Source organism: Caballeronia sp. LP006 (assembly GCF_031450995.1).
Classification (GTDB): domain Bacteria; phylum Pseudomonadota; class Gammaproteobacteria; order Burkholderiales; family Burkholderiaceae; genus Caballeronia.
This window is the reverse complement of record NZ_JARTVW010000005.1, coordinates 618192-637086: the sequence shown is the minus strand read 5'-3', so window position 1 is coordinate 637086 and position 18895 is coordinate 618192. Positions and strand designations below refer to the sequence as shown.

16 protein-coding genes and 1 pseudogene are annotated in these 18895 nt (G+C 61.5%); 5 read left to right on the top strand and 12 right to left on the bottom strand.

Annotated features, from left to right (window positions below; genetic code table 11):
* Positions 1 to 130: 130 nt before the first annotated feature.
* Both P9250_RS19690 and P9250_RS19685 read left to right on the top strand, forming a co-directional pair.
* Positions 131 to 1153: a hypothetical protein gene (locus tag P9250_RS19690; protein WP_310394705.1), complete on the top strand. Its 1023-nt coding sequence runs from the start codon at positions 131 to 133 to the stop codon at positions 1151 to 1153.
* Between the two features lie 106 nt (positions 1154 to 1259).
* Positions 1260 to 2315, top strand: a complete 1056-nt coding sequence (locus P9250_RS19685) for a ParB/RepB/Spo0J family partition protein (RefSeq protein ID WP_310394703.1) — start codon at positions 1260 to 1262, stop codon at positions 2313 to 2315.
* A 37-nt stretch (positions 2316 to 2352) separates the two neighbouring features.
* On the opposite strand, the gene P9250_RS19680 is transcribed toward P9250_RS19685, so the two are convergent.
* Together P9250_RS19680 and P9250_RS19675 are read right to left on the bottom strand one after the other, a co-directional pair.
* Positions 2353 to 3249: a hypothetical protein gene (locus P9250_RS19680; RefSeq protein ID WP_310394701.1), complete on the bottom strand. Its 897-nt coding sequence runs from the start codon at positions 3247 to 3249 to the stop codon at positions 2353 to 2355.
* A gap of 24 nt (positions 3250 to 3273) precedes the next feature.
* Positions 3274 to 4830 carry a recombinase family protein gene (locus tag P9250_RS19675; RefSeq protein ID WP_310394699.1) on the bottom strand — a complete coding sequence of 519 codons (1557 nt, stop codon included), beginning with the start codon at positions 4828 to 4830 and terminating at the stop codon, positions 3274 to 3276.
* Between the two features lie 24 nt (positions 4831 to 4854).
* Between P9250_RS19675 and P9250_RS19670 the strand changes: the two are divergent.
* A pseudogene (locus tag P9250_RS19670) lies at positions 4855 to 5730 on the top strand (YifB family Mg chelatase-like AAA ATPase); the annotation flags it as partial.
* A gap of 362 nt (positions 5731 to 6092) precedes the next feature.
* Here P9250_RS19670 and P9250_RS19665 read toward each other — a convergent pair.
* Positions 6093 to 6635 carry a hypothetical protein gene (locus P9250_RS19665; protein WP_250491713.1) on the bottom strand — a complete coding sequence of 181 codons (543 nt, stop codon included), beginning with the start codon at positions 6633 to 6635 and terminating at the stop codon, positions 6093 to 6095.
* 246 nt (positions 6636 to 6881) lie between these two features.
* On the opposite strand from P9250_RS19665, the gene P9250_RS19660 reads away from it, so the two are divergent.
* Positions 6882 to 7418, top strand: a complete 537-nt coding sequence (locus P9250_RS19660) for a TlpA disulfide reductase family protein (protein WP_310394697.1) — start codon at positions 6882 to 6884, stop codon at positions 7416 to 7418.
* Between the two features lie 229 nt (positions 7419 to 7647).
* On the opposite strand, the gene P9250_RS19655 is transcribed toward P9250_RS19660, so the two are convergent.
* From P9250_RS19655 to P9250_RS19630, 6 genes are all read right to left on the bottom strand, one after another.
* Positions 7648 to 8976: a sigma-54 dependent transcriptional regulator gene (locus tag P9250_RS19655; RefSeq protein WP_310394695.1), complete on the bottom strand. Its 1329-nt coding sequence runs from the start codon at positions 8974 to 8976 to the stop codon at positions 7648 to 7650.
* A gap of 37 nt (positions 8977 to 9013) precedes the next feature.
* Positions 9014 to 10984, bottom strand: a complete 1971-nt coding sequence (locus tag P9250_RS19650; protein ID WP_310394693.1) for an ATP-binding protein — start codon at positions 10982 to 10984, stop codon at positions 9014 to 9016.
* 17 nt (positions 10985 to 11001) lie between these two features.
* Positions 11002 to 12285 (bottom strand): dicarboxylate/amino acid:cation symporter, encoded by a 1284-nt coding sequence (locus P9250_RS19645; protein ID WP_244826856.1) that lies wholly within the window; start codon positions 12283 to 12285, stop codon positions 11002 to 11004.
* A gap of 477 nt (positions 12286 to 12762) precedes the next feature.
* On the bottom strand, positions 12763 to 13767 hold the full coding sequence (gene lipA / locus P9250_RS19640; protein ID WP_244826855.1) for a lipoyl synthase: 1005 nt from the start codon (positions 13765 to 13767) through the stop codon (positions 12763 to 12765).
* Entirely contained in the window at positions 13764 to 14582 is an 819-nt protein-coding gene (gene lipB / locus P9250_RS19635) for a lipoyl(octanoyl) transferase LipB (protein WP_250491711.1), read from the bottom strand. Before lipB ends, lipA begins: the two co-directional genes overlap by 4 nt.
* A 73-nt stretch (positions 14583 to 14655) precedes the next feature.
* Positions 14656 to 14982, bottom strand: a complete 327-nt coding sequence (locus tag P9250_RS19630; RefSeq protein ID WP_250508502.1) for a DUF2917 domain-containing protein — start codon at positions 14980 to 14982, stop codon at positions 14656 to 14658.
* A 96-nt stretch (positions 14983 to 15078) separates the two neighbouring features.
* Here P9250_RS19630 and P9250_RS19625 point away from each other — a divergent pair, with 96 nt between their 5' ends.
* Positions 15079 to 16059 carry a transcriptional regulator GcvA gene (locus P9250_RS19625; protein WP_250491710.1) on the top strand — a complete coding sequence of 327 codons (981 nt, stop codon included), beginning with the start codon at positions 15079 to 15081 and terminating at the stop codon, positions 16057 to 16059.
* On the opposite strand, the gene P9250_RS19620 is transcribed toward P9250_RS19625, so the two are convergent.
* The 3 genes from P9250_RS19620 to P9250_RS19610 are packed head-to-tail and all read right to left on the bottom strand — an operon-like array spanning position 16043 to position 18489.
* On the bottom strand, positions 16043 to 16339 hold the full coding sequence (locus tag P9250_RS19620; protein ID WP_244826853.1) for a DUF493 family protein: 297 nt from the start codon (positions 16337 to 16339) through the stop codon (positions 16043 to 16045). The two genes, P9250_RS19625 and P9250_RS19620, sit on opposite strands and share 17 nt — an antisense overlap.
* 29 nt (positions 16340 to 16368) lie before the next feature.
* Entirely contained in the window at positions 16369 to 17262 is an 894-nt protein-coding gene (locus tag P9250_RS19615) for a D-amino acid aminotransferase (RefSeq protein WP_310394689.1), read from the bottom strand.
* 12 nt (positions 17263 to 17274) lie between these two features.
* Positions 17275 to 18489 (bottom strand): D-alanyl-D-alanine carboxypeptidase family protein, encoded by a 1215-nt coding sequence (locus P9250_RS19610; protein ID WP_370652117.1) that lies wholly within the window; start codon positions 18487 to 18489, stop codon positions 17275 to 17277.
* Between the last annotated feature and the right edge of the window lie 406 nt (positions 18490 to 18895).

The window sequence follows — 18895 nt, the reverse complement described above, 5'->3', positions numbered from 1 at the left end:
GGCGCTTCAGTATTACGGCACCGGCAACTCCAGCCCGCTCCCTAGCTTCCTCAGTTACCCGCTGAACAACCAGCCTGGTCAATCGATGTTCGGAGGCGGAGCTCCGCTTCAGTCGCCCATGGAGGAAGCCATGAATCCACCGAGGGTGCGCACGCCCATCTCGGATGCGATGAACCCGCCGCCCTCCGACACCCCCATCTCGCGAGCGATGAAGATGTTTGAGATCCAAGCCACCGACCCTAACCAGTCCATGGCGAACGGCATGATTGCAGCAGGCTCGGCCCTCATGGGCGGTAGGGACCTCAAGGACGGGCTTGCGGCCGCCGGCCCCGCGTTCAGCAACACATTTGACGCGACCTTGAATCAACAGCGGGACCTCAACACACCGAAGGTGACACCGATTGCAGATGGCGCGTTCACCATGGTCCAGCTCCCAGGGCAGCAGGCCCAAGTCATCCCAAATGGGCAAGTCGCTGGGTTCCTCCAGGGGCAGAAGGTCCTCGCGGGGCAGCTCGCCATGCAGAAGGAAATCGCGACGGTGAACCTGCAAGCCCAGAGGGACCAGGCGAAGGATGACCGTAAGAACGCCGACGAGTACCAGGCCAAGCTGACGCAGACGGATACGGCACTGGCGGCAAACCAGCGGGCGCTCGATGCAGCTAGGGGACAGGCGCAGAACTCGCCGAATATGTCCCGGATTGCGGGCGCGGTCCCGGGGATTGCACAGACCTTGGGATGGGATGATGCCGCTCCCAACCTGGTTATTCAACGTGCGCACATCGACGCGGCGCTTGTCCAAGATGCCCTGAAGAAAGGGGCCATCACAGACGAGCAAGCAGGATTCCTCAACTCGGATATCCCCTCCGCGAGCGCCGACCGCGAGAAGGTGACTATTCCGTGGCTGGAGCAACAGCAAGAGATTTTGCAGAAGGTCCGAAATTTCCAAGCGTCCCAGGTTGGCAAGGCTAACCCCACGGCACCTCAGGGCTTCGCGACCGGTGGCACCAGCAACACAGGCAGCATGCCCCGAGGCCAGTCGACCGGCTCCGGTTCGTACCAGCCTGTAGCGGTCTCGGACAAGGCGAGCTATGACGCCCTGCCCTCGGGGACCGTGTTCAAGGCCCCGGACGGCAGCATTCGACGGAAATCGTAGGACCCAAGGGACCGCAGGGGCCGCAAGGCCTTTGCACCCTGAACCCGTACACATAGGGGGCCGTAATTACGGTTTCCCCAGAACACTGAGAGAGAGGCGAATATCGATGAAACCCAATCCTGGCACGGGCCTGCGCCCAAAAGAGGAGACTATCGAGACCCTTAAATTCCACTGGTCTAAACCCAAAATTTCTGAGACAGGCATCCGCGAGATTCCGGTGTCTAAGCTGGTCGTCTGCCCAAAGGCATTTCAGATGCGGCGCGTGGATCCTCGCAGCCGTACGGGGGTTTCCGACCCTGCGCACGTTACCAAGCTGCGCGAGCGTCTAGGGCGTGAAGGGGCTCTCGATCCCATTCGGGTCTTACCGATTAGCTATGGTCGATTCGTGGTCTTCGACGGGTTCCACCGAGCGCACGCATACAAGCTTGAAGGGCGCGAGACTGTCCCGGCAGATGTCTTCGGCGGCACGCCGTCCGAGGCAAAGATGGAAGCAGCAAAGGAGAACGACAAAGTGAAGAAGGAGCTTACGAACACCGAGAAATCCGAGTACCTATGGACAATGCTATGCGAACGGCCCTCCGACACCCTGACGGGAAAGCGGTGGACGTTGGCGCAGTGCGCAGAAGCCGCGAAGTGCTCGCTCAGCAAAGCGGAGAAGATAGAAAAGCAGCGGCGAAAATTCCTCGACGCAAACCTGCCCGTCCCAGCGCGGTGGATCGACGTTATTGCTACGCTGCATGAGCACAACGCAGAGGAATTCAGCAAATCGGTGCGTGAGATGGGCGATAAGCTGAAGGAGATCCTCGGACCCTTGGATACCCCCGGGAAACTTCGGAAAGCCGCTAAGGCCATCCGTTACGCATCCGAGCGTGCTGGCGAGCTGGCCCGCGACCTTGTAGAAGAGACAGACAGCTATGAGGCCCTCCATGCGGATCTGGAGGAACGCGTCGCCGGCGCGTGTGAGGAAGCCGTCAGCGAAGCCCAGGAGGCATGGAAGCACGAAACAGGGAGCGCGGTGAACACACTGCGCGATCAGGTGGGAGCGGTCGAAAAGCACATGCGCGACCTCAAGGTGCATGGGTCGCTTACCCGCTTGATTTTCGGGTCCGCGCGGGAAGCGGCGAGCATTGCAGAATACCGGCAGGCGATACTCGTAGCTTAATAGAATGGCGCTTCTCGCAACCCGCGTACGTAGAGCCCTACTGATCGGCACCGCCCTCGGCTAGGCAAGTTGAGGTGAATTCCAACACTTGCCAGAGTCCGCTGTCCGAAAGAACGACTCCGACCAATTCGTCTGGGTCCCGTCCTCCGGATTGGCCGCTATCCTTGAACCTGGTCCGGAATGAATAGCCGTACTCGTCGCGGCGAAATAGACTCTGATTGGCCGGGATCATTCGTACTTGTGAAACCAGCTCTCGTCGAAACTGCGCCGGGTAACAACGCGAACCACGCGCCTGCAAACTCCCTATGAACGTCTCCCGGCTCTGCATGGCGCGTACCGAGGGGTCCAGATTTTGATACGCCTCGGAGTAATTTCCTGCGTCGACCAGCTTGATAAATCTGTTGGCAAACTCTTCGGCGCTCTCTTTTGGATAGCGCACGACATTAGGCACCAACCGCATGCTGCCGATCTGAACCCGCTTGCTTTCCGGCACGTTTTCCGTTTTTTGCGTCTGTCTCACGTACTGCAGCAATTCGTCCGCAACCACCTTCTTACAGTCCTGTGTGTCGCGTCGGACTTCCTTTAGCTGGTCGCGCAGCGGACCCGCGTATTTCCCCCCGTCCACGCCAACCTTCCCCGTCACCCGCGCGTCAAACAATTTCTTAAAAAACTCGCCGAGAGGGGCATCAACACCGGCATTGGCGGATGCGTCAACATTCCAGCCCGAATCAGGCACGTCACCGCAGATCTTCGATGCTGTATCAGCCACAAGATTGAACACACTTTCGGTAGGTAGCGTGCCAGTGCCCGCAGCGATAGCTGGTGCCACCACGCAGTATGCCGCTAGGGCTAGGCTGGCAAATGCAAGAGGATGTCTCATTGAGCGCTTGCGGCGATCTTGATTGTAATTGGCCCGTATTGTATTCACATTCATTGGCGGTGGCGATGCCTCAGGCGTTTATGCCGAGTGCCGCTCTTCAGGCCACTGGTAGGTCACCCGCAGCACTGCCCCGCTATGGGCATGCATTTCCAATTCGCCCGCCCTGTACTCGACCACGACCGAAGCAAACAGCTCCCGCATAGCGGTGTTGAGTGTCCCCGCCTCGCCGTCCACGGCCCCCTTCAGATCTGTTAGCCGAGCCGCAAGGCTCCGCGTGCCCATCGTCGACCGCTTGGCCTTGATGTCCGCCTGCAAGGCCGCTAGCCCAGTCTCCAACTCGCGGAGACGCCGCGTCAGGGCGTTGGACTTGCCCAAATCGGCAATGGCGGATACCACCTCCTCGATCTGGTCGACCAGTGCCAACTCATTCCCCTCAAGCCGTGCTAGGTCGCTTGCTGCCCCCTCGAACCCGTAGGAAGTCAGCGCCTGGGAAATATCCGGATAGGCGCTCCGCACGGCCGCCTCCACATTGTCGAGATGCACCGCCTTATACGTGCAACCTGCGCCGCCCTTGGCCTTGGAGCAGACCAGATAAGGCTTCCCCGCCTTAGCGCCAGTACCCTTCATCACCCGAGTCATCCGAGCGCCGCACAGGGGACACACGGCAAGCCCCGCCAGGACGTTCTGGACGGGTGCCCTGCCTTTGGTCTTGGTGCTGGTGGTCTTCAGCGCCTGTACTCGGTTGAAGGTCTCTACGTCAACGATAGCCGGGTAGTAGTCCGGGACCGTGCCGAGACGCTGGCGCTGTGCCCTGCCGTCGACGTGCTCCAGCGTGCCCGTGGCAAGCGTGCCGATAACGGCCGGATTGGTCAGTACCTTTTGGACATACGAGGGATGCCACTGCGCCGCCCTACCGAAAGGGGGTACGCCTTCCTCCGTAAGACCGCGTGCGATGCTCTCCTTCCCCTGGCCCTTTAGGGTCAGCGCGAAGACTCTTCGGACCACATCGGCGCGGTCCTCGATCACTTCGAAGCAGCGAGCGCCACCGCCCTCGGCACCGTCGACCACCCGGAGCCACCCAGGAGCCTTGGAGGTCAAGATCGCAGTTCCCGCTGCGACCCTTTCCCGCTTACCGACCCAGGCCTGCTTCAGCCGTTTGGACTTGGTGGCGGATTCTTCGTGAGCGCGGATCATCACCAGCAAGGAGACAATAAGGTCGACAGGGTTGGCGTTGATAGCGTCATTGCTATACACCTTGCCATCCTGCAGGGTCACTAGGGTGATGCCAAGTCCAATGAGCTGGAGAAACAGCCCCTGAGCGTGAGTAACCGCATTTCGGGATATACGGTCGAGCGACTCGACAAGCAGGTAGCTCCCCTCCTCGATCTCTCCCACCTGCACAGCCGAAATGAACCGAGAAAGCGCGCCTGTCGCCGCGTTTTTTCCTCGAAATGCCGAGACGCCCTCATCCGCAAAGCGGAGCGTTGTGTCGAGCTCAAGCCCGTGTTGGCGGGCGTATGCCTCAGCCAGAACAGTCTGGCGGCGGAATGAATCACCCTGGGCTTGCTCGGGGGTCGAGAATCGAAGGTAGCTGTATGCTTTCAATGCGATGCCGTTATCGGATTGCCACGGCACCGAGTATAACCCGGGTCCTATCGACATGCCATGCTGATGGTCGGGCCGCCCGGCGCGGGCAAATCCATGCTCGCCGCGCGCTTGCCCGGCCTGCTTCCGCCAATGACCGACGACGAAGCGCTCGCCTCCGCCGCCATTCTGTCGGCAAGCTCGCTCGGATTTACGCCCGCGCAATGGAGGCGGCGGCCGTTTCGCGCGCCACATCATTCATCGAGCGCGGTGGCGCTGGTTGGCGGTAGAAATCCGCCGCAGCCGGGCGAGATCACGCTTGCGCATCTCGGCGTGCTTTTTCTCGACGAGTTGCCCGAATTCGATCGCAAGGTACTCGAAACGCTGCGCGAGCCGCTCGAAGCGGGTTGCATCACCGTGTCCCGGGCGGCGCAACAGGCGGAGTTTCCTGCCGCGTGTCAGCTCGTCGCCGCGATGAATCCGTGTCCGTGTGGATGGCGTGGCGATCCAGGCGGACGTTGCCGATGCTCACCCGACGTCGCCGCGCGCTATCTGCGCAAGTTGTCCGGACCGCTGCTCGATCGCATCGATATTCAGATCGAGTTGCCTGCGCTCTCGCCCGCTGAACTCTCGGCGCGCGGCGCCAAGCATGGCGAATCCAGCGCAACGGTGGCTTCACGCGTCGAGGCGGCGCGCGCTGTCCAGCTCGCGCGGCAAGGCAAGACCAATCGCGAACTCGATGGCCGCGATGCCGACACGCTCTGCCGACCCAATGCCGAAGGCGCCGCGCTCCTGCGCGCCGCGAGCGAGCGCTTCGGTTGGTCGGCGCGCGGCTATTACCGCGTTTTGAAAGTCACACGGACCATTGCCGATCTGTCCGGCGCGCACATTCCGACCGCGGCGCATGTCGCGGAAGCCGTGCAATACCGTCGCGCGTTTCCTGCGGCATGAGCCTCAAGGTCATCGGGCGCGAAATATTGCCTGTCAAGACTTGACTTATGCACACCAAGCCGATCCGCCCTTCTTTTTCCTACTATCAACCTACATGACAGAAGGTATTTCACAGACCATTGATTTTATTGAACTATTTAACTTGCCATGAAGGGAGGCAAAGTAAGGCCGACCGCACGAAGCGGGCTTCAAGCGACTCACCGACACTGTTTTCCACAAAGTTATCCACAGACTCTGTGGATAGCGAAAAAAGTCCTGACAAATCCGGGCATTAGACGTCAAAGCTGTGAATGAACTTCGGCTTTGTAAACCTCACGAGCAGCACTCTTAAGTGAGCAGTCGCAGAAAACCGAGGTTTCCCTCTAAAACAATTTGAAGGAAGAAAAGAATTGGTCGGACTGTTCAGAAGGCGGCGCTTTGTCCGAGACAATCGCGACTTGGTAGACATGCATGCCATGCGCCACGAAACGCGCGTGAATCGTCCGGCTCTCGCGCTGATTCCCGCTTGGTCCCTTGACTTCCATCTCGCTGCCGAGCACTCGACCGCCGACAGCGAGGTCGATCTGCGTCGCGCGCGCGGCCGGCTGGGCATTCACATTACGAGCGAGGCCTTGCTGGAGGAAATCGAGCGCGGCGCGTTGCAACGCGGGATCGGCGCTGGGCAGGACAACCGTGCCGATTGCGAACACCGCGTCATTGGCTTCGGCGGTCTGCATGCGCATGGTCATCGGCTGGCCGGCGATCTGAATCTTGCGCTCCTCGGCGTGCGGCTTGGCGGGCAGCGTGACTTCGTAGCCGTCGTCGTTGTTCATGATCGTGCGCCAGTCATACGACGGCGTGCACGCTATCAACGCGCCGCATGCGACACATGCGCACACCATCGCGCTCAGTGAACGTGCGCGCATGGAACGACTCGGAACATTGCGCACGAGAAACCGGCGCAGACTGGCCGTATTCGCAGAAAGAACTCGCTTCATGGCTGACCGTTGCGTGAAAAGCATCATTATCGCGCCGCGATACCCGGATTTCGTTCGGCGGACCGGATGCGTCACGACTGCGCCGCACGTTTGGCGCTAAAATAACCAGCACTTTCCCATTGCAGTTGCGCCTTACAAGGCGCTTCGCTCGACTACGAGCCGTTCGAGGTTGCCATGTCCCAAGCCACTCAAGATACTCAGACTCGTACCAAGAGTCCGTTGCGCTACGTTGTAACGGCGCTCGTCGCCGGCGTGATCGCGTGCACGGGGTATTTCGCGTTCGGCGGACAACAGAAGGTGCCCGATGCAACCTTCACGCTGCTTTCAGGGCAGAAGATTTCGACATCGAACGATCTCAAGGGCAAGGTCTATCTCATCAACTTCTGGGCGACGAGTTGCGAGACTTGCATGAAGGAAATGCCCCAGATGATCGACACGTACAACAAGTTCAAGGGTCGCGGGCTCGAATTCGTGGCCGTCGCCATGAATTACGACGCGCCGATGTACGTCAGCAATTATGCGCAGACGCGCAATCTGCCGTTCAAGGTCGCCATGGACGACGGCAGCGCCGCCAAACAGTTCGGCAACGTCCAACTGACGCCGACGACGTTCGTGGTCGACAAGGACGGCAAGATTCTCAAGCGCTATGTCGGCGAACCGACTTTTGCCGAGCTGGATGCATTGCTCAACAAGGCGCTTGGAGCGGCTTGAAGGAACGGGCGCGTTGAGCAGCGTCGGGTTGGGGAACAACTTACGACTGGCTTGAGCGTGCGGCGTACCGAGGCGCTCAGGATGGCTAGCAGCGCTCAACGGTGGATCTAGGTAGTAACGCGGCGCAAAAAGCGATTCAAGGAACGGGCGTTGAACCGTTCATCCGCCGTTCGACTTTCGCCCGGCTTAAAGGCCAGCCCGAACCGGCCAGCCAATACGCGCCAGCACCCTACCGCTCAGCATCCCCCTTCACTGCAATCCCGTATCGCTTGATCTTCTCGTAGAGCGTCGCCTTGCCTAGCTGCAGGCGATCAGCCGCCACCGCCACCGCCCCGCCGCACTGCTCCAGCGTCTGTGCAATCACCGCGCGCTCGAATTGCTCCGTGCGTTCCTTGAGCGGCTGCGTGGACGTATCGATCGCGGCTCCCGTATCGTCGATGACACCGAGCACCATGCGATCCGCCGCATTGCGCAGCTCGCGCACGTTGCCAGGCCATTCGCGCTGCATGAGTTCGGCGCGCTGACGGTCCGTGATGAGCGGCGCAGGCCGTTCGTAGCGCACGGCGGCATCGAGCAAAAAGTGTTCGAAGAGCGGCACGATGTCCTCGCGACGCTCGTTGAGCGGCGGCAGTGAAATGGTTACGACGTTGAGCCGGTACAGCAAGTCGCGGCGAAACGTGCCGTCCGCGACGTGTTCGTTCATGTCGCCTTTCGCGGCGGCCACCACGCGCAGATTCGCGCGTACCGGCTGATTCGAGCCGAGCCGCTCCAGCACGCCGTCCTGCAGCACCCGCAGCAGTTTCACTTGAAGCGAGAGCGGCATGCTCTCGATTTCATCGAGGAACAGCGTGCCGCCCGATGCCGCCTCCAGCCTACCGATGCGCCGTTTCTGCGCGCCGGTGAAGGCGCCGGCCTCGTAGCCGAACATCTCCGATTCGAACATCTGCTCCGGCAACGCGCCGCAATTCACCGCGATGAACGGCTTGTCGCGGCGCGCCGAAAGATCGTGCAGACTGCGCGCGATCAGTTCCTTGCCCGCGCCGGTATCGCCGTTGATGAGCACGGACGCATCCGTCGGCGCCACGTTGGCGATCAGCCGCCGCACTTGTTCGATAGCCGGACTGCGCCCGATGATGCGGCTCTGCCCCGCCAGTTCGCGCCGCAGCGCCTGGTTCTCGAGCACCAGCGTGCGTCGCTCCAGCGCGCGGCGTACCGCTTCGATCAGCCGCTCAGAGGCAAACGGCTTTTCGATGAAGTCGTACGCGCCGTCGCGCATGGCTTGTACGGCCATCGAAATGTCGCCGTGCCCGGTGACGAGTATCACCGGCACTTCGGGTGCGCGCTCCCGGCATTGCGCGAGCAGGTCGAGACCGCTCGCGCCCGGCAAACGGATATCGCTCACGATCACGCCCGTATAACTCGCGTCGATGGCGCGCGCCGCCGCTTCGACGCTGCCGTGGCCGATCACGTCGAAGCCCGCGAGCTGCAGGCTCTGCACGCTCGCGCGCCGCACGAGTTCGTCGTCTTCGATATAGATCACCTGCGAACCGGTGCTCATGGTCTTGCCCCTTGTGTTGCCTCATGCACGCCGGCCTTCAGGCGCGGCGCAACGTCAGTACGAATTCGGCGCCGTAGGAACCGTCGGCGTCGGCTTGCGTGCCGCCTTCGGGACCGGCCGCGACGATCGGCGCCACGCGATTGCGCGCGATCAGCGTACCGCCATAATCTCGCGCGATCGCCGACGAAATGGCGAGTCCCAAACCGAGCCCGTGACCCGTTTCCTTCGTCGTGAAGAACGGCTCGAAAAGGCGCGGGAGCACGTCGGCGGGAATGCCGGGGCCGTTGTCGCGCACCACGATCTCGACCACGGTTTCGCGCGCGTCGAGTTCCATGACGATGCGCGGGGCATCGCAGGACGCGACGGCATCGAGCGCGTTGCCGATCAGGTTGATGAGCACTTGCTCCAGCCGCAAGTCCTCGCAACGCACGAAGACCGACGCGCATTCGCCTTCGATCTCCGGCGCGATATCGAGCGCGACGTTCTTCATGCGCGGCCGCAGCATGGCGAGCGTGTTGTGCAGCGCCCGTGCGACGTCAGTGCGCGCGTTCTTCGGCCGCGCCTTCGCGACGAAGAGCTTGAGCTGATTCGTGATCTTGCCCATGCGCTCGGTGAGCGACGCAATCGCTTCGAGATTCTCGCGCGCCGCCGCCTGATCGCCGCGCTCGATCAACACGCGCGTGTTGTCCGAAAAGCTGCGCAGAGCCGCAAGCGGCTGATTCAATTCATGCGTGATGCCGGCCGCCATTTGCCCGAGCGCGGCGAGCTTGCTTGCCTGGATGAGTTCGTCGTGCGCCGCGCGCAGGTCCTGTTCGGCGCGCGTGCGTTCGTTGACTTCCTTCGTCAGTTGCTCGTTGGCCTCAGACAGATCCGCTGTGCGTTCCGCGACGCGTTGATTCAGTTCGGCATACGCGGTCTGCAGCATCTCGCGGCTGCGGATCATCTCGCGCACGCGCGCGCGCCGCATGCGCCAGTAAAACGCCAGCAGACACAGCGACACGAATACGAGGGCCGTCACGACCACCGCGTTTTGCGCGGCGCTCTCGACCGGATCGAGCGGCGCCATCGTGATCAACTGCCAGTCGGGTTCGCCGATAGAACGCCGCGTCGCCAGAAAGCTCGGCGCATTTCGCCCGCCGCCGACGCGCACGATCTGCGCGCCGCCTTCGAGCGTCTTTGCGATGGTCATCGGCAAGGGCGTGATGGGCTGTTGCGCGTACTGGCGCGTCTGATAGACGGACGCCTCGACGCTTTGCGGCAACGGCCTCACGGTGTGATATTTCCACGAAGGCACCGAGGAAAGAAAGATCACGCCGTGGTCGTCGGTGACGAGTAGCGGCTCCGTGGCATCCGCGCCTTGCAGCCATTCGAGATTGAGCTTCACGACCGCCACGCCGATCAGTTCGCGCGTGCCTTCCTTGAACACCGGCTGCGAGATGTAATAGCCCGGTTCCAGCGAAACGGTGCCGAGCCCGAAAAAGCGTCCGACGCCGCCCTTCGCGGCATCGACGAAATAAGGTCTGAAAAGATATTCGACGCCGACAAAACTGTCCGGTCCGCGCCAGTTGCTAGCGGCGACGCAGAAGCCGTCCTTGCGGATCAGATAAGTCGCGGTGGCGTGCGCGCGCTGGTTGAGGTCTTCGAGATACTGGTTCGCGCGATCGACGTTGTTGCGGTCGGGCGTGTCGAGCACGTTCTGCACGAGCGGATGGCGCGACAGCAGATACGGCAGATATTCGTAGCGGTCGAGCGTGCTTTTGAGCGTGTTCGTAGTGCGATCCACGCGCACCGCGGCATTGAGCCGAAGCTCGTCGATACCCCGCCGCCACGCGATCTGCCAGGTGAGCGCGCAACACGCCGCAAGCAGAGCGGCGAGCGCGAAGAACACGAGGATGCGGCGCGACACGTGAGCAGATTCCCGCAAATGAGTATCTGGCATTGTGGCATACGCGCCTTCGATGTAAGGCCGCGGCGAAGCGCCGGTTGGCTGATGCTTCGCCGCGTGCATGGCTGCTTTCCGCGGCTTTAAGCGACGGTTTCGGGTTCGTGCTCGGCCGCGCCGTGCTTAAGCGCGTCGCGCAGCTTGTTGCGATCGAGCTCGTTCTCCCACGCCGACACCACCACCGTCGCCACGCCGTTGCCGACGATATTCGTCAGCGCGCGGCATTCGCTCATGAAGCGGTCGATGCCGAGAATCAGCACCATGCCGGCGAGCGGAATAGTCGGCACGACTGCAAGGGTTGCCGCCAGCGTGATGAAGCCCGCGCCGGTCACGCCGCTTGCGCCCTTGGACGTGAGCATGGTCACCGCGAGCAGCGTCAACTGCTGGCCCCAGCTTAAGTCCGTGTTGGTTGCCTGCGCGATAAACAGCACCGCCATCGTCATGTAGATGTTGGTGCCGTCGAGATTGAACGAGTAGCCCGTCGGCACGACGAGACCTACGACCGAGCGCGAGCAGCCGAGCTTTTCGAGCTTGAGCATCAGTTGCGGCAACGCGGCTTCGGACGAACTCGTGCCGAGCACGATCAGCATCTCTTCCTTGATGTAAGCGACGAAGCGCAGGATCGAGAAGCCCACCATTCGCGCGATGGTGCCGAGCACCACGAGCACGAAGACGATCGACGTCAGATAGAACGTGCCGATTAGCTTGAGCATGGGCAGCAGCGAGCCGATCCCGTACTTGCCGATGGTGAACGCCATCGCGCCGAACGCACCGATGGGCGCGAGTTTCGTGATGATGCCGACCATGCCGAACAGCACGCTCGACAGCCCTTCGATGAAGCTCGTCACCACGCGGCCGCGTTCGCCGAGATGCGCGAGCACCGAGCCGAACAGAAGCGCGATCAATAGAATCTGCAGGATTTCACCTTGCGCGAACGCGGAGATCAGCGTGTCGGGGATGATATGCAGGAAGAAATCGACCGTGCTTTGGCCGTGCGCCTTGGTCGCGAACGACTCGACGGCCTTGTGGTCGAGCGTCGCGGGATCGACGTTGAAGCCGACGCCGGGCTTGAGCACGTGCGTGGCGATGAGGCCGAGGACGAGCGCGAAGGTCGAGACGACTTCGAAATACAGCAGCGCCTTGCCGCCGACGCGTCCGACCTTCTTCATGTCCTCCATGCCGGCAATACCGGTCACGACGGTACAGAAGATGATCGGCCCGATCACCATCTTGATGAGTTTGATGAAGCCATCGCCGAGCGGCTTCATGTCGGTGGCGAGAGCGGGATAGAAATGCCCGAGCGCGATACCGATGGCGATGGCCAAGAGCACCTGCACGTACAGGACTTTATAGAAAGGTTTCTTCACGATAGTTCCAGGCAAAGGTCAGGCAGTTGGCGAAAAAAGAGCCAGCGGCGGGCTTTGACGCTTGATGCGTGTCGGTTGTGTTGGCGACGAGCATCGGAAACGCGTCGTTCGAGCGAGAGCCGCTACGTCGACGGATTCAGGAACGGATGGATGCGAAGGGATTCATCAGCTTGTCTCCTTGACTTTTATAGACGGCTTCGCGGGCCGTAACTCTTCTATTGCAAGGGCAATGCCAGTTTTTTTGCTGCGTAACCTGCTGATTTAGCTGAATATTTTTAGGACCTTGGCGATTGCCAATCCAGCTTTCCGGAAATCCGGAAAATGCTTGTCCGGGAGTTCGGACTATTCGGTGCCGTTTGGCAAGACGTCTTCGTGTGGGCGAAGTTCACGCCATTTGCGCGCTGTCGGCCAAAAAAAACCCACGGTCTCCGTGGGCTTTCTTCTTCGTGCGAAATGCAGAAAAGGCAGTAAGTAGCTTTAAACCACGCCAGCGCCATGCGCCTGCAAATCCGCGTGATAGCTCGAACGGACCATCGCGCCGACTGCCGCGTGCGTGAAGCCCATCTTGTACGCTTCTTCCTCGTACATCTTGAACGTGTCCGGATGCACGTAAGCCCGCACCGGCAGATGATGCTCCGACGGTTGCAGGTACTGGCCGATCGTCAGCATGTCGACGTCGTGCGCGCGCAAATCGCGCATCACCTGAAGAATTTCTTCCTCGGTTTCGCCAAGGCCGACCATCAGCCCGGACTTGGTCGCGACTTCCGGATGCAGCGCCTTGAAGTCCTTCAAGAGCTTGAGCGAATGATGATAATCCGAGCCCGGACGCGCTTCCTTGTAGAGACGCGGCACGGTTTCCAGATTGTGGTTCATCACGTCGGGAGGCGCGGCGGTCAAAATGCCGATCGCGCGATCCAGCCGGCCACGGAAGTCCGGCGTCAAGATTTCGATGCGCGTTTCCGGCGAATGCTCGCGCACCTGCCGAATGCACTCGACGAAGTGCGCCGCCCCGCCGTCACGCAGATCGTCGCGATCCACGCTCGTGATCACCACGTACTTCAGCTTCAGCGCGCCGATGGTGCGCGCGAGATTCAACGGCTCCTCCGCATCGAGCGGGTCTGGACGGCCGTGGCCCACGTCGCAGAACGGGCAACGGCGCGTGCATTTGTCGCCCATGATCATGAACGTGGCCGTGCCCTTGCCGAAGCACTCGCCGATATTCGGGCAGCTCGCTTCTTCGCAAACCGTATGCAGATTGTGTTCGCGCAGAATCTGCTTGATCTCGTTGAAACGCGAACTGCCGGTGGCCGTGCGTACGCGAATCCATTCGGGCTTCTTGAGCTTTTCGATCGGGATAATCTTGATCGGGATGCGCGCGGTTTTCGCCTGCGCCTTCTGCTTCGCGGTGGCGTCGTAGGCGGCGGGCGGAACGGCGGTGTTGCCGTCGGTCGATCCAGCAAGATTTGCGGTTGCGTCAGTCATTCGCTTGATCCGTTTGAGTCTGCTTGGACGGCGGCGCCGTCGTGCAATTGTGCGGCGGCAGCAGGAACGCCGTCGATCTGATGCGCCAGCCGTTCGGCGAGCGTTGCGGCTACGTCGCGCCAGTCGGCTTCGACGCCGAGCGTCGCCATGTCGACCGTTTCGAGTCCCGCGTAGCCACACGGGTTGATCGCGAGGAAGGGCTGCAGGTCCATCCTCACATTGAGACTCACGCCGTGATAACTGCAGCCGTTGCGAATCTTGAGTCCCAGCGCGGCGATCTTCGCGCCTTCGTGCAGCGCGTGTGAATTGGCGTTGGCGCCCAGTTCCGTGTGCAGCGCGGAAGGCTTCGCGACATAAATGCCAGGCGCGCCGACCTTACGATCCGTGACAAGATTATACGATGCAAGGGTTTCGATCACGGCCTCTTCGATCCGGCGCACCAGTTCACGCACCATCAGCTTGCGACGCCGCAGATCGAGCAGCAGATAGGCCACGATCTGACCAGGCCCGTGATAGGTAATTTGTCCGCCGCGATCCACCTTGATGAGCGGAATGCCGCTGTCGGCCAGGAGCAGATGCGCCGGGTTGCCGGCAAGTCCGAGCGTGAACACGCGCGGATGCTCGACGAGCCAGATTTCGTCTTGCGTCTCGGCCGTGCGCGCGTCGGTGAAGGCGCGCATCGCGTCGAAGCTTTCCTGATAAGGCTCTAAGCCGCGCCAGCGCAAAGTGACCGGATGGTCGCCGAAGCGGAAGACGCTGGACGGTTCGGCGGGAGTGGAGCGTTCCGGCGCGAAAGCGGTGGAAATGGCGGACATGATTCCGATAGTTTACCGAAATCGCTCGATGCCCGCCGACGCTGAACCCGAAGATAATGCGCCGGACCGCGCTTCAGACCGTGCGCCAGCCCGAACGCAACCGCTGCGCGAGACGTTCAATGCTCGTCGATACCCAGTGGATCGCGCGCTCGTCGCAGCGCGGCACAATGGTGAAGACGACTTGCGCGGGGCGGTCGCCGTCCACCGAAAGCCATAGGCGTTCGCGTTCGCGCAACTTGAGCTGGTCGCCGGGCACGAGCCAATAGTCTTCGGTGTCGTTGCTGCGCGTCGCCCAGACCGTGCTGCCTTGCACCGAAAGCCGCGTGCCACGCACGATGCGCATCGGCACCGTTTCGCCCGGCTTGATTTCAAAGATGACGCTTGTTGATATTTCTCGCATGATCCACTCCGCCAAAGGAACGTTTCGATGACTACAATCCTAGGCGTGGCAAGGCGTTGAACCAAACGATCAATTTTCACTGCTATGTGAGCCAGATTGACAACCGACCCTCAGACTATCCATACAGATTTGCGCCAGTTGCCCGCTCTGAATGCGCTTCGAGCGTTCGAAGCCGCCGCGCGTCATGAGAGTTTTTCGCGCGCCGCCGACGAGCTTTTCGTGACGCACGGTGCGGTGAGCCATCAGATTCGCGCACTCGAAGCCGAACTGGGCGTGCCGCTTTTCGCGCGCGACGGCAAGCGCGTGCGCCTGACCGATCGCGGCCGCCAGTACGCCGTCGAAGTGCGGGCCTCGCTCCTTTCGCTGGCCGAATCCACGCGACGGATTCGTTCCGGCGACCGAGACCGTCGCTTGATCGTGTCGATGCTTTCGTCGTTCTCGGCGCGCTGGCTGACGCCGCGCGTGGGCAAATTCATCGAGAAGCATCCGGAAGTGGATCTGGAACTGCACTCGACGAACGCGCTCATCGACTTCAATCGCGACGACGTGGACCTCGCGATTCGCTTTGGCTACGGCAAATACGCCGGTCTGCATACAGAAGAGTTGCTCGACGAAGTGTTCTTCCCCGCGTGTTCGCCGCGCTTCAACGGCGGCAATCTGCCGCGCACGCCGGCCGATCTGGCGAACCTGCCGCTGCTGCGTTCGAACGACGAGTTGTGGCGCCCGTGGTTCGACGCCGCCGGCCTGACTGAAACGCCGGAACCGAAGCGCGGCGTTCTGTATGAGGATTCGTCGAATCTGCTGCAGGCGGCGATCGACTGTCAAGGAGTCGCGCTGGTGCGAAGGTCGCTGGCGATGCAGGAAATCATTGCGGGAAGGCTCGTGCGGCTATTCAACGTGGATGGTCCGAGCCCGTGGACCTATTTCTTCGTCTGCCCGCCCGCGGCGATGCAAACCGCGCGCGTGCAGGCATTTCGCAACTGGATTTTCGACGAAGCCGAGCAGTTCCGGCAGCTCTACGAACGCACGCCCGCAGTCTGCGACGCACCCGAAAGCACGCTCAAAGCACTACCTTGACCATGGGATGGCCGGTCAGCGCGCGATAGATGTCGTCCAGATGCGCGCGGTTCTGCGCGCGCACGGTGCAAGTCAGGCCGGTGTAATTGCCGCCCGACGAAGGCCGCGCTTCGACGCGCCCGTCGTGAAACTCGTTGTCGTATTCACGCAGTACGTTGACGATCGCGTCCTGAAACTCCGGATGCGTCTTGCCCATCACCTTGATCGGGAAGTCGCACGGAAAGTTGAACAACGCGTCGATGTCGGGGTTTGCGGCGGTTTGGGGTTTGGATTCGGACATGGCTTTCTCCTTCGCATGGCGCGGTTCGCTCACAGGGCGAACTCGCGCGTCTTGGCTCGCTGATAAGCGCCATACAGCGCAGCATAGACCGCGCCGGGCCGGCCGTCGCCAACGCGCTGACCGTCGAGCGTCGTAATCGGCATGACCTCTTTGGTCGCCGAACTGATCATGAGTTCATCGGCCGCGCGCAGTTCGGCTTCGGTGATGTCGCGTTCCTCGAACACGATTCCCGCTTCCTTCGCCAACTCTTCGATGAGGCTGTAACGGATGCCTTCCAGAATGCGCGGTCCACGCGGCGCGCCGAGGAGCGTGCCGCCTTTTACTACCCAGACATTTGAGGACGAACCTTCGGTTAGCAAGCCGTCGCGCAACTGGATGGTTTCCAGCGCGTCGTGTTCGGCGGCGTGCTGCGCCATGAGCACATTGCCGAGAAGCGAGGTCGATTTGATATCGCAATGCAGCCAGCGCTTGTCTTCGGCGGTGACGGCGGCCGCGCCGCGAGCCCGCGCCTCGACGCTCGGAAACACGAGTTGTCCGACCATGACAAACACGGTCGGCGTGATGCCCGCCGGAAAGGCGTGGCCGCGCCGCTTCGCCACGCCGCGCGTGACCTGGATGTAGACGAGCGCATCGCCGGCGCCGGCGTTCGCTTCGATCGCACGGGCGATCAACGCGCGCCAGCCGGCATCGTCGAAAGGATTGGCGATGCTGATCTTGCCGAGACTGCGTTCGAGTCGCGCGAGATGCTGAGTCAGGCGAAACGGCAGACGCTCGCCGTTTGCCTGCGCGTAGAGCGGCACGACTTCGTAGATGCCATCGCCGAAAATGAAGCCCCGGTCCAGCACCGGAATGCGCGCTTCGGAAAGCGGGCCCCACTCTCCGTTCAGATAGACCGTCGGGTCGAAGTCTTCGGCGATGCTCATCGAACCTGCTCCTTACTTACGCTTTTGCCACATCAACAAAGCCGAATCCCACAAGCGGCCGAAGATGCCGGCTTCTGGCACGTCCTGCAGCGCGACCAGCGGGAACTGCGCGACGTCCTTGCCGTCCGCGACCATCTTGACGGTGCCGATCTGCTGGCCCTTCTTGATCGGCGCGATCAGCAAATCGTTACGCGTGACCGTGGGCTTGACCTTTTCGCCGAGACCCTTAGGCACGGTAATGTACTGATCCGTCTCGACGCCCGCCTGCACGTTGTCGGACGCGCCCTTATACACGCGCGGCGATTCGATCACCTGATTCGCCTTGAAGAGACGCACCGCGTCATAGGCCGTGTAACCGTAGTTCAGCATCTTCAGGCTGTCTTGAACGCGCGCGGATTCCTTAGGCTCGCCCATCATCACGGCGACCAGACGGCGGCTCGCGTCGGGCGTGCCGACGAGCGGGCGCTTGGCCGTCGCGATCAGGCAATATCCCGCCGCCTTGGTGTGACCGGTCTTGAGACCGTCGACGGAAGGATCGAGCCACAGAAGACGATTGCGATTCGGCTGCTTGATCTTGTTGTACGTGAAGTCGCGTACCGAGAAGATGCTGTAGTACTCGGGGAAGTCGCGGATGAGGCGCGTGGACAGCACCGCCAGGTCGCCCGCCGTCGTGTAGTGCTGCGGGTCGGGCATGCCGTTCACATCGGCGAAATTGGTGTGCTTCATGCCAATGCGCTTGGCGCCGGCGTTCATCAGCGTGACGAAGTTGCCTTCGCTGCCGCCGACGAGTTCGGCAAGCGCGATGGCCGCGTCGTTGCCCGACTGGATGATCATGCCGTAGACCAGGTCATGCACGGTTACCGGCTTGTTCGCCTCGATGAACATGCGCGACTCGTCCGTCTTCACGCGGCGCACGGCCTCGGTCGGCATCACCGTCTGGTCCATGTTGATCTTCTTCGACTTCAACGCGTCGAAGACGAGATATGCGGTCATCAGCTTGGTGAGCGATGCCGGTTCCACACGCTCATCCGGATTGCCCGATGCGAGCACCTGGTTGCTGGTGGCGTCGACGAGCACCCACGAATGCGCGGTGACGTCCGGCGGCGGGACTTGCGCAAAGGCGCTCGCGGCGGCGAGCACGGCGGGCATCACGATAGCGGCTTGCAACGTGCGACGCTCGACTGCTGAAAGGGGAGAAACAGACAAGCCGGAAGGGAAAAAGCGCATAGGATCGGTCGGAAGAAGAAGCATCGGCGTTTCGCCGGGTGTGATCGGCGTTGGCGAAACGCGGGTTGAACAGGTGGACCGTCGATACCGGTCGCGCTAGTCGCTCGTGTTGCCAGCCAATGGTCTTCGACTGGTCATGCGAACTCGCGCTTACTCGACAGACGGACGCGCCATCGAAGTCTATCGCCGCGCACGCGGAGAAAACCGTGAGCGTTCCGACGCCCGGGCGACATGGGTACGAAACGCAGGTCTTCGAATATCGCGTGAGCCCGCATGAAAGCTTGCGCGCTCGGGCGCCGGGTCTTCGCTGCGTCACGCAACATGAAAGGCCATTCGGCAGGACGTTTGCTCACGCTCGCAGCAAAAAATTCTGCGTCATTATACGCGCGCCGAGGGTGCGGTTTCC

Coding starts and splice junctions, on each gene's coding strand:
- P9250_RS19690 (WP_310394705.1), top strand. CDS start 131: ATGAATCCACCGAGGGTGCGCACGCCCATCTCGGATGCGATGAACCCG.
- P9250_RS19615 (WP_310394689.1), bottom strand. CDS start 17,262: ATGAGCATCGCCGAAGACTTCGACCCGACGGTCTATCTGAACGGAGAG.
- P9250_RS19620 (WP_244826853.1), bottom strand. CDS start 16,339: ATGTCCGAATCCAAACCCCAAACCGCCGCAAACCCCGACATCGACGCG.
- P9250_RS19660 (WP_310394697.1), top strand. CDS start 6,882: ATGTCCCAAGCCACTCAAGATACTCAGACTCGTACCAAGAGTCCGTTG.
- P9250_RS19680 (WP_310394701.1), bottom strand. CDS start 3,249: ATGAATGTGAATACAATACGGGCCAATTACAATCAAGATCGCCGCAAG.
- lipB (WP_250491711.1), bottom strand. CDS start 14,582: ATGTCCGCCATTTCCACCGCTTTCGCGCCGGAACGCTCCACTCCCGCC.
- P9250_RS19685 (WP_310394703.1), top strand. CDS start 1,260: ATGAAACCCAATCCTGGCACGGGCCTGCGCCCAAAAGAGGAGACTATC.
- P9250_RS19630 (WP_250508502.1), bottom strand. CDS start 14,982: ATGCGAGAAATATCAACAAGCGTCATCTTTGAAATCAAGCCGGGCGAA.
- lipA (WP_244826855.1), bottom strand. CDS start 13,767: ATGACTGACGCAACCGCAAATCTTGCTGGATCGACCGACGGCAACACC.
- P9250_RS19650 (WP_310394693.1), bottom strand. CDS start 10,984: ATGCACGCGGCGAAGCATCAGCCAACCGGCGCTTCGCCGCGGCCTTAC.
- P9250_RS19655 (WP_310394695.1), bottom strand. CDS start 8,976: ATGAGCACCGGTTCGCAGGTGATCTATATCGAAGACGACGAACTCGTG.
- P9250_RS19610 (WP_370652117.1), bottom strand. CDS start 18,489: ATGCGCTTTTTCCCTTCCGGCTTGTCTGTTTCTCCCCTTTCAGCAGTC.
- P9250_RS19665 (WP_250491713.1), bottom strand. CDS start 6,635: ATGCGCGCACGTTCACTGAGCGCGATGGTGTGCGCATGTGTCGCATGC.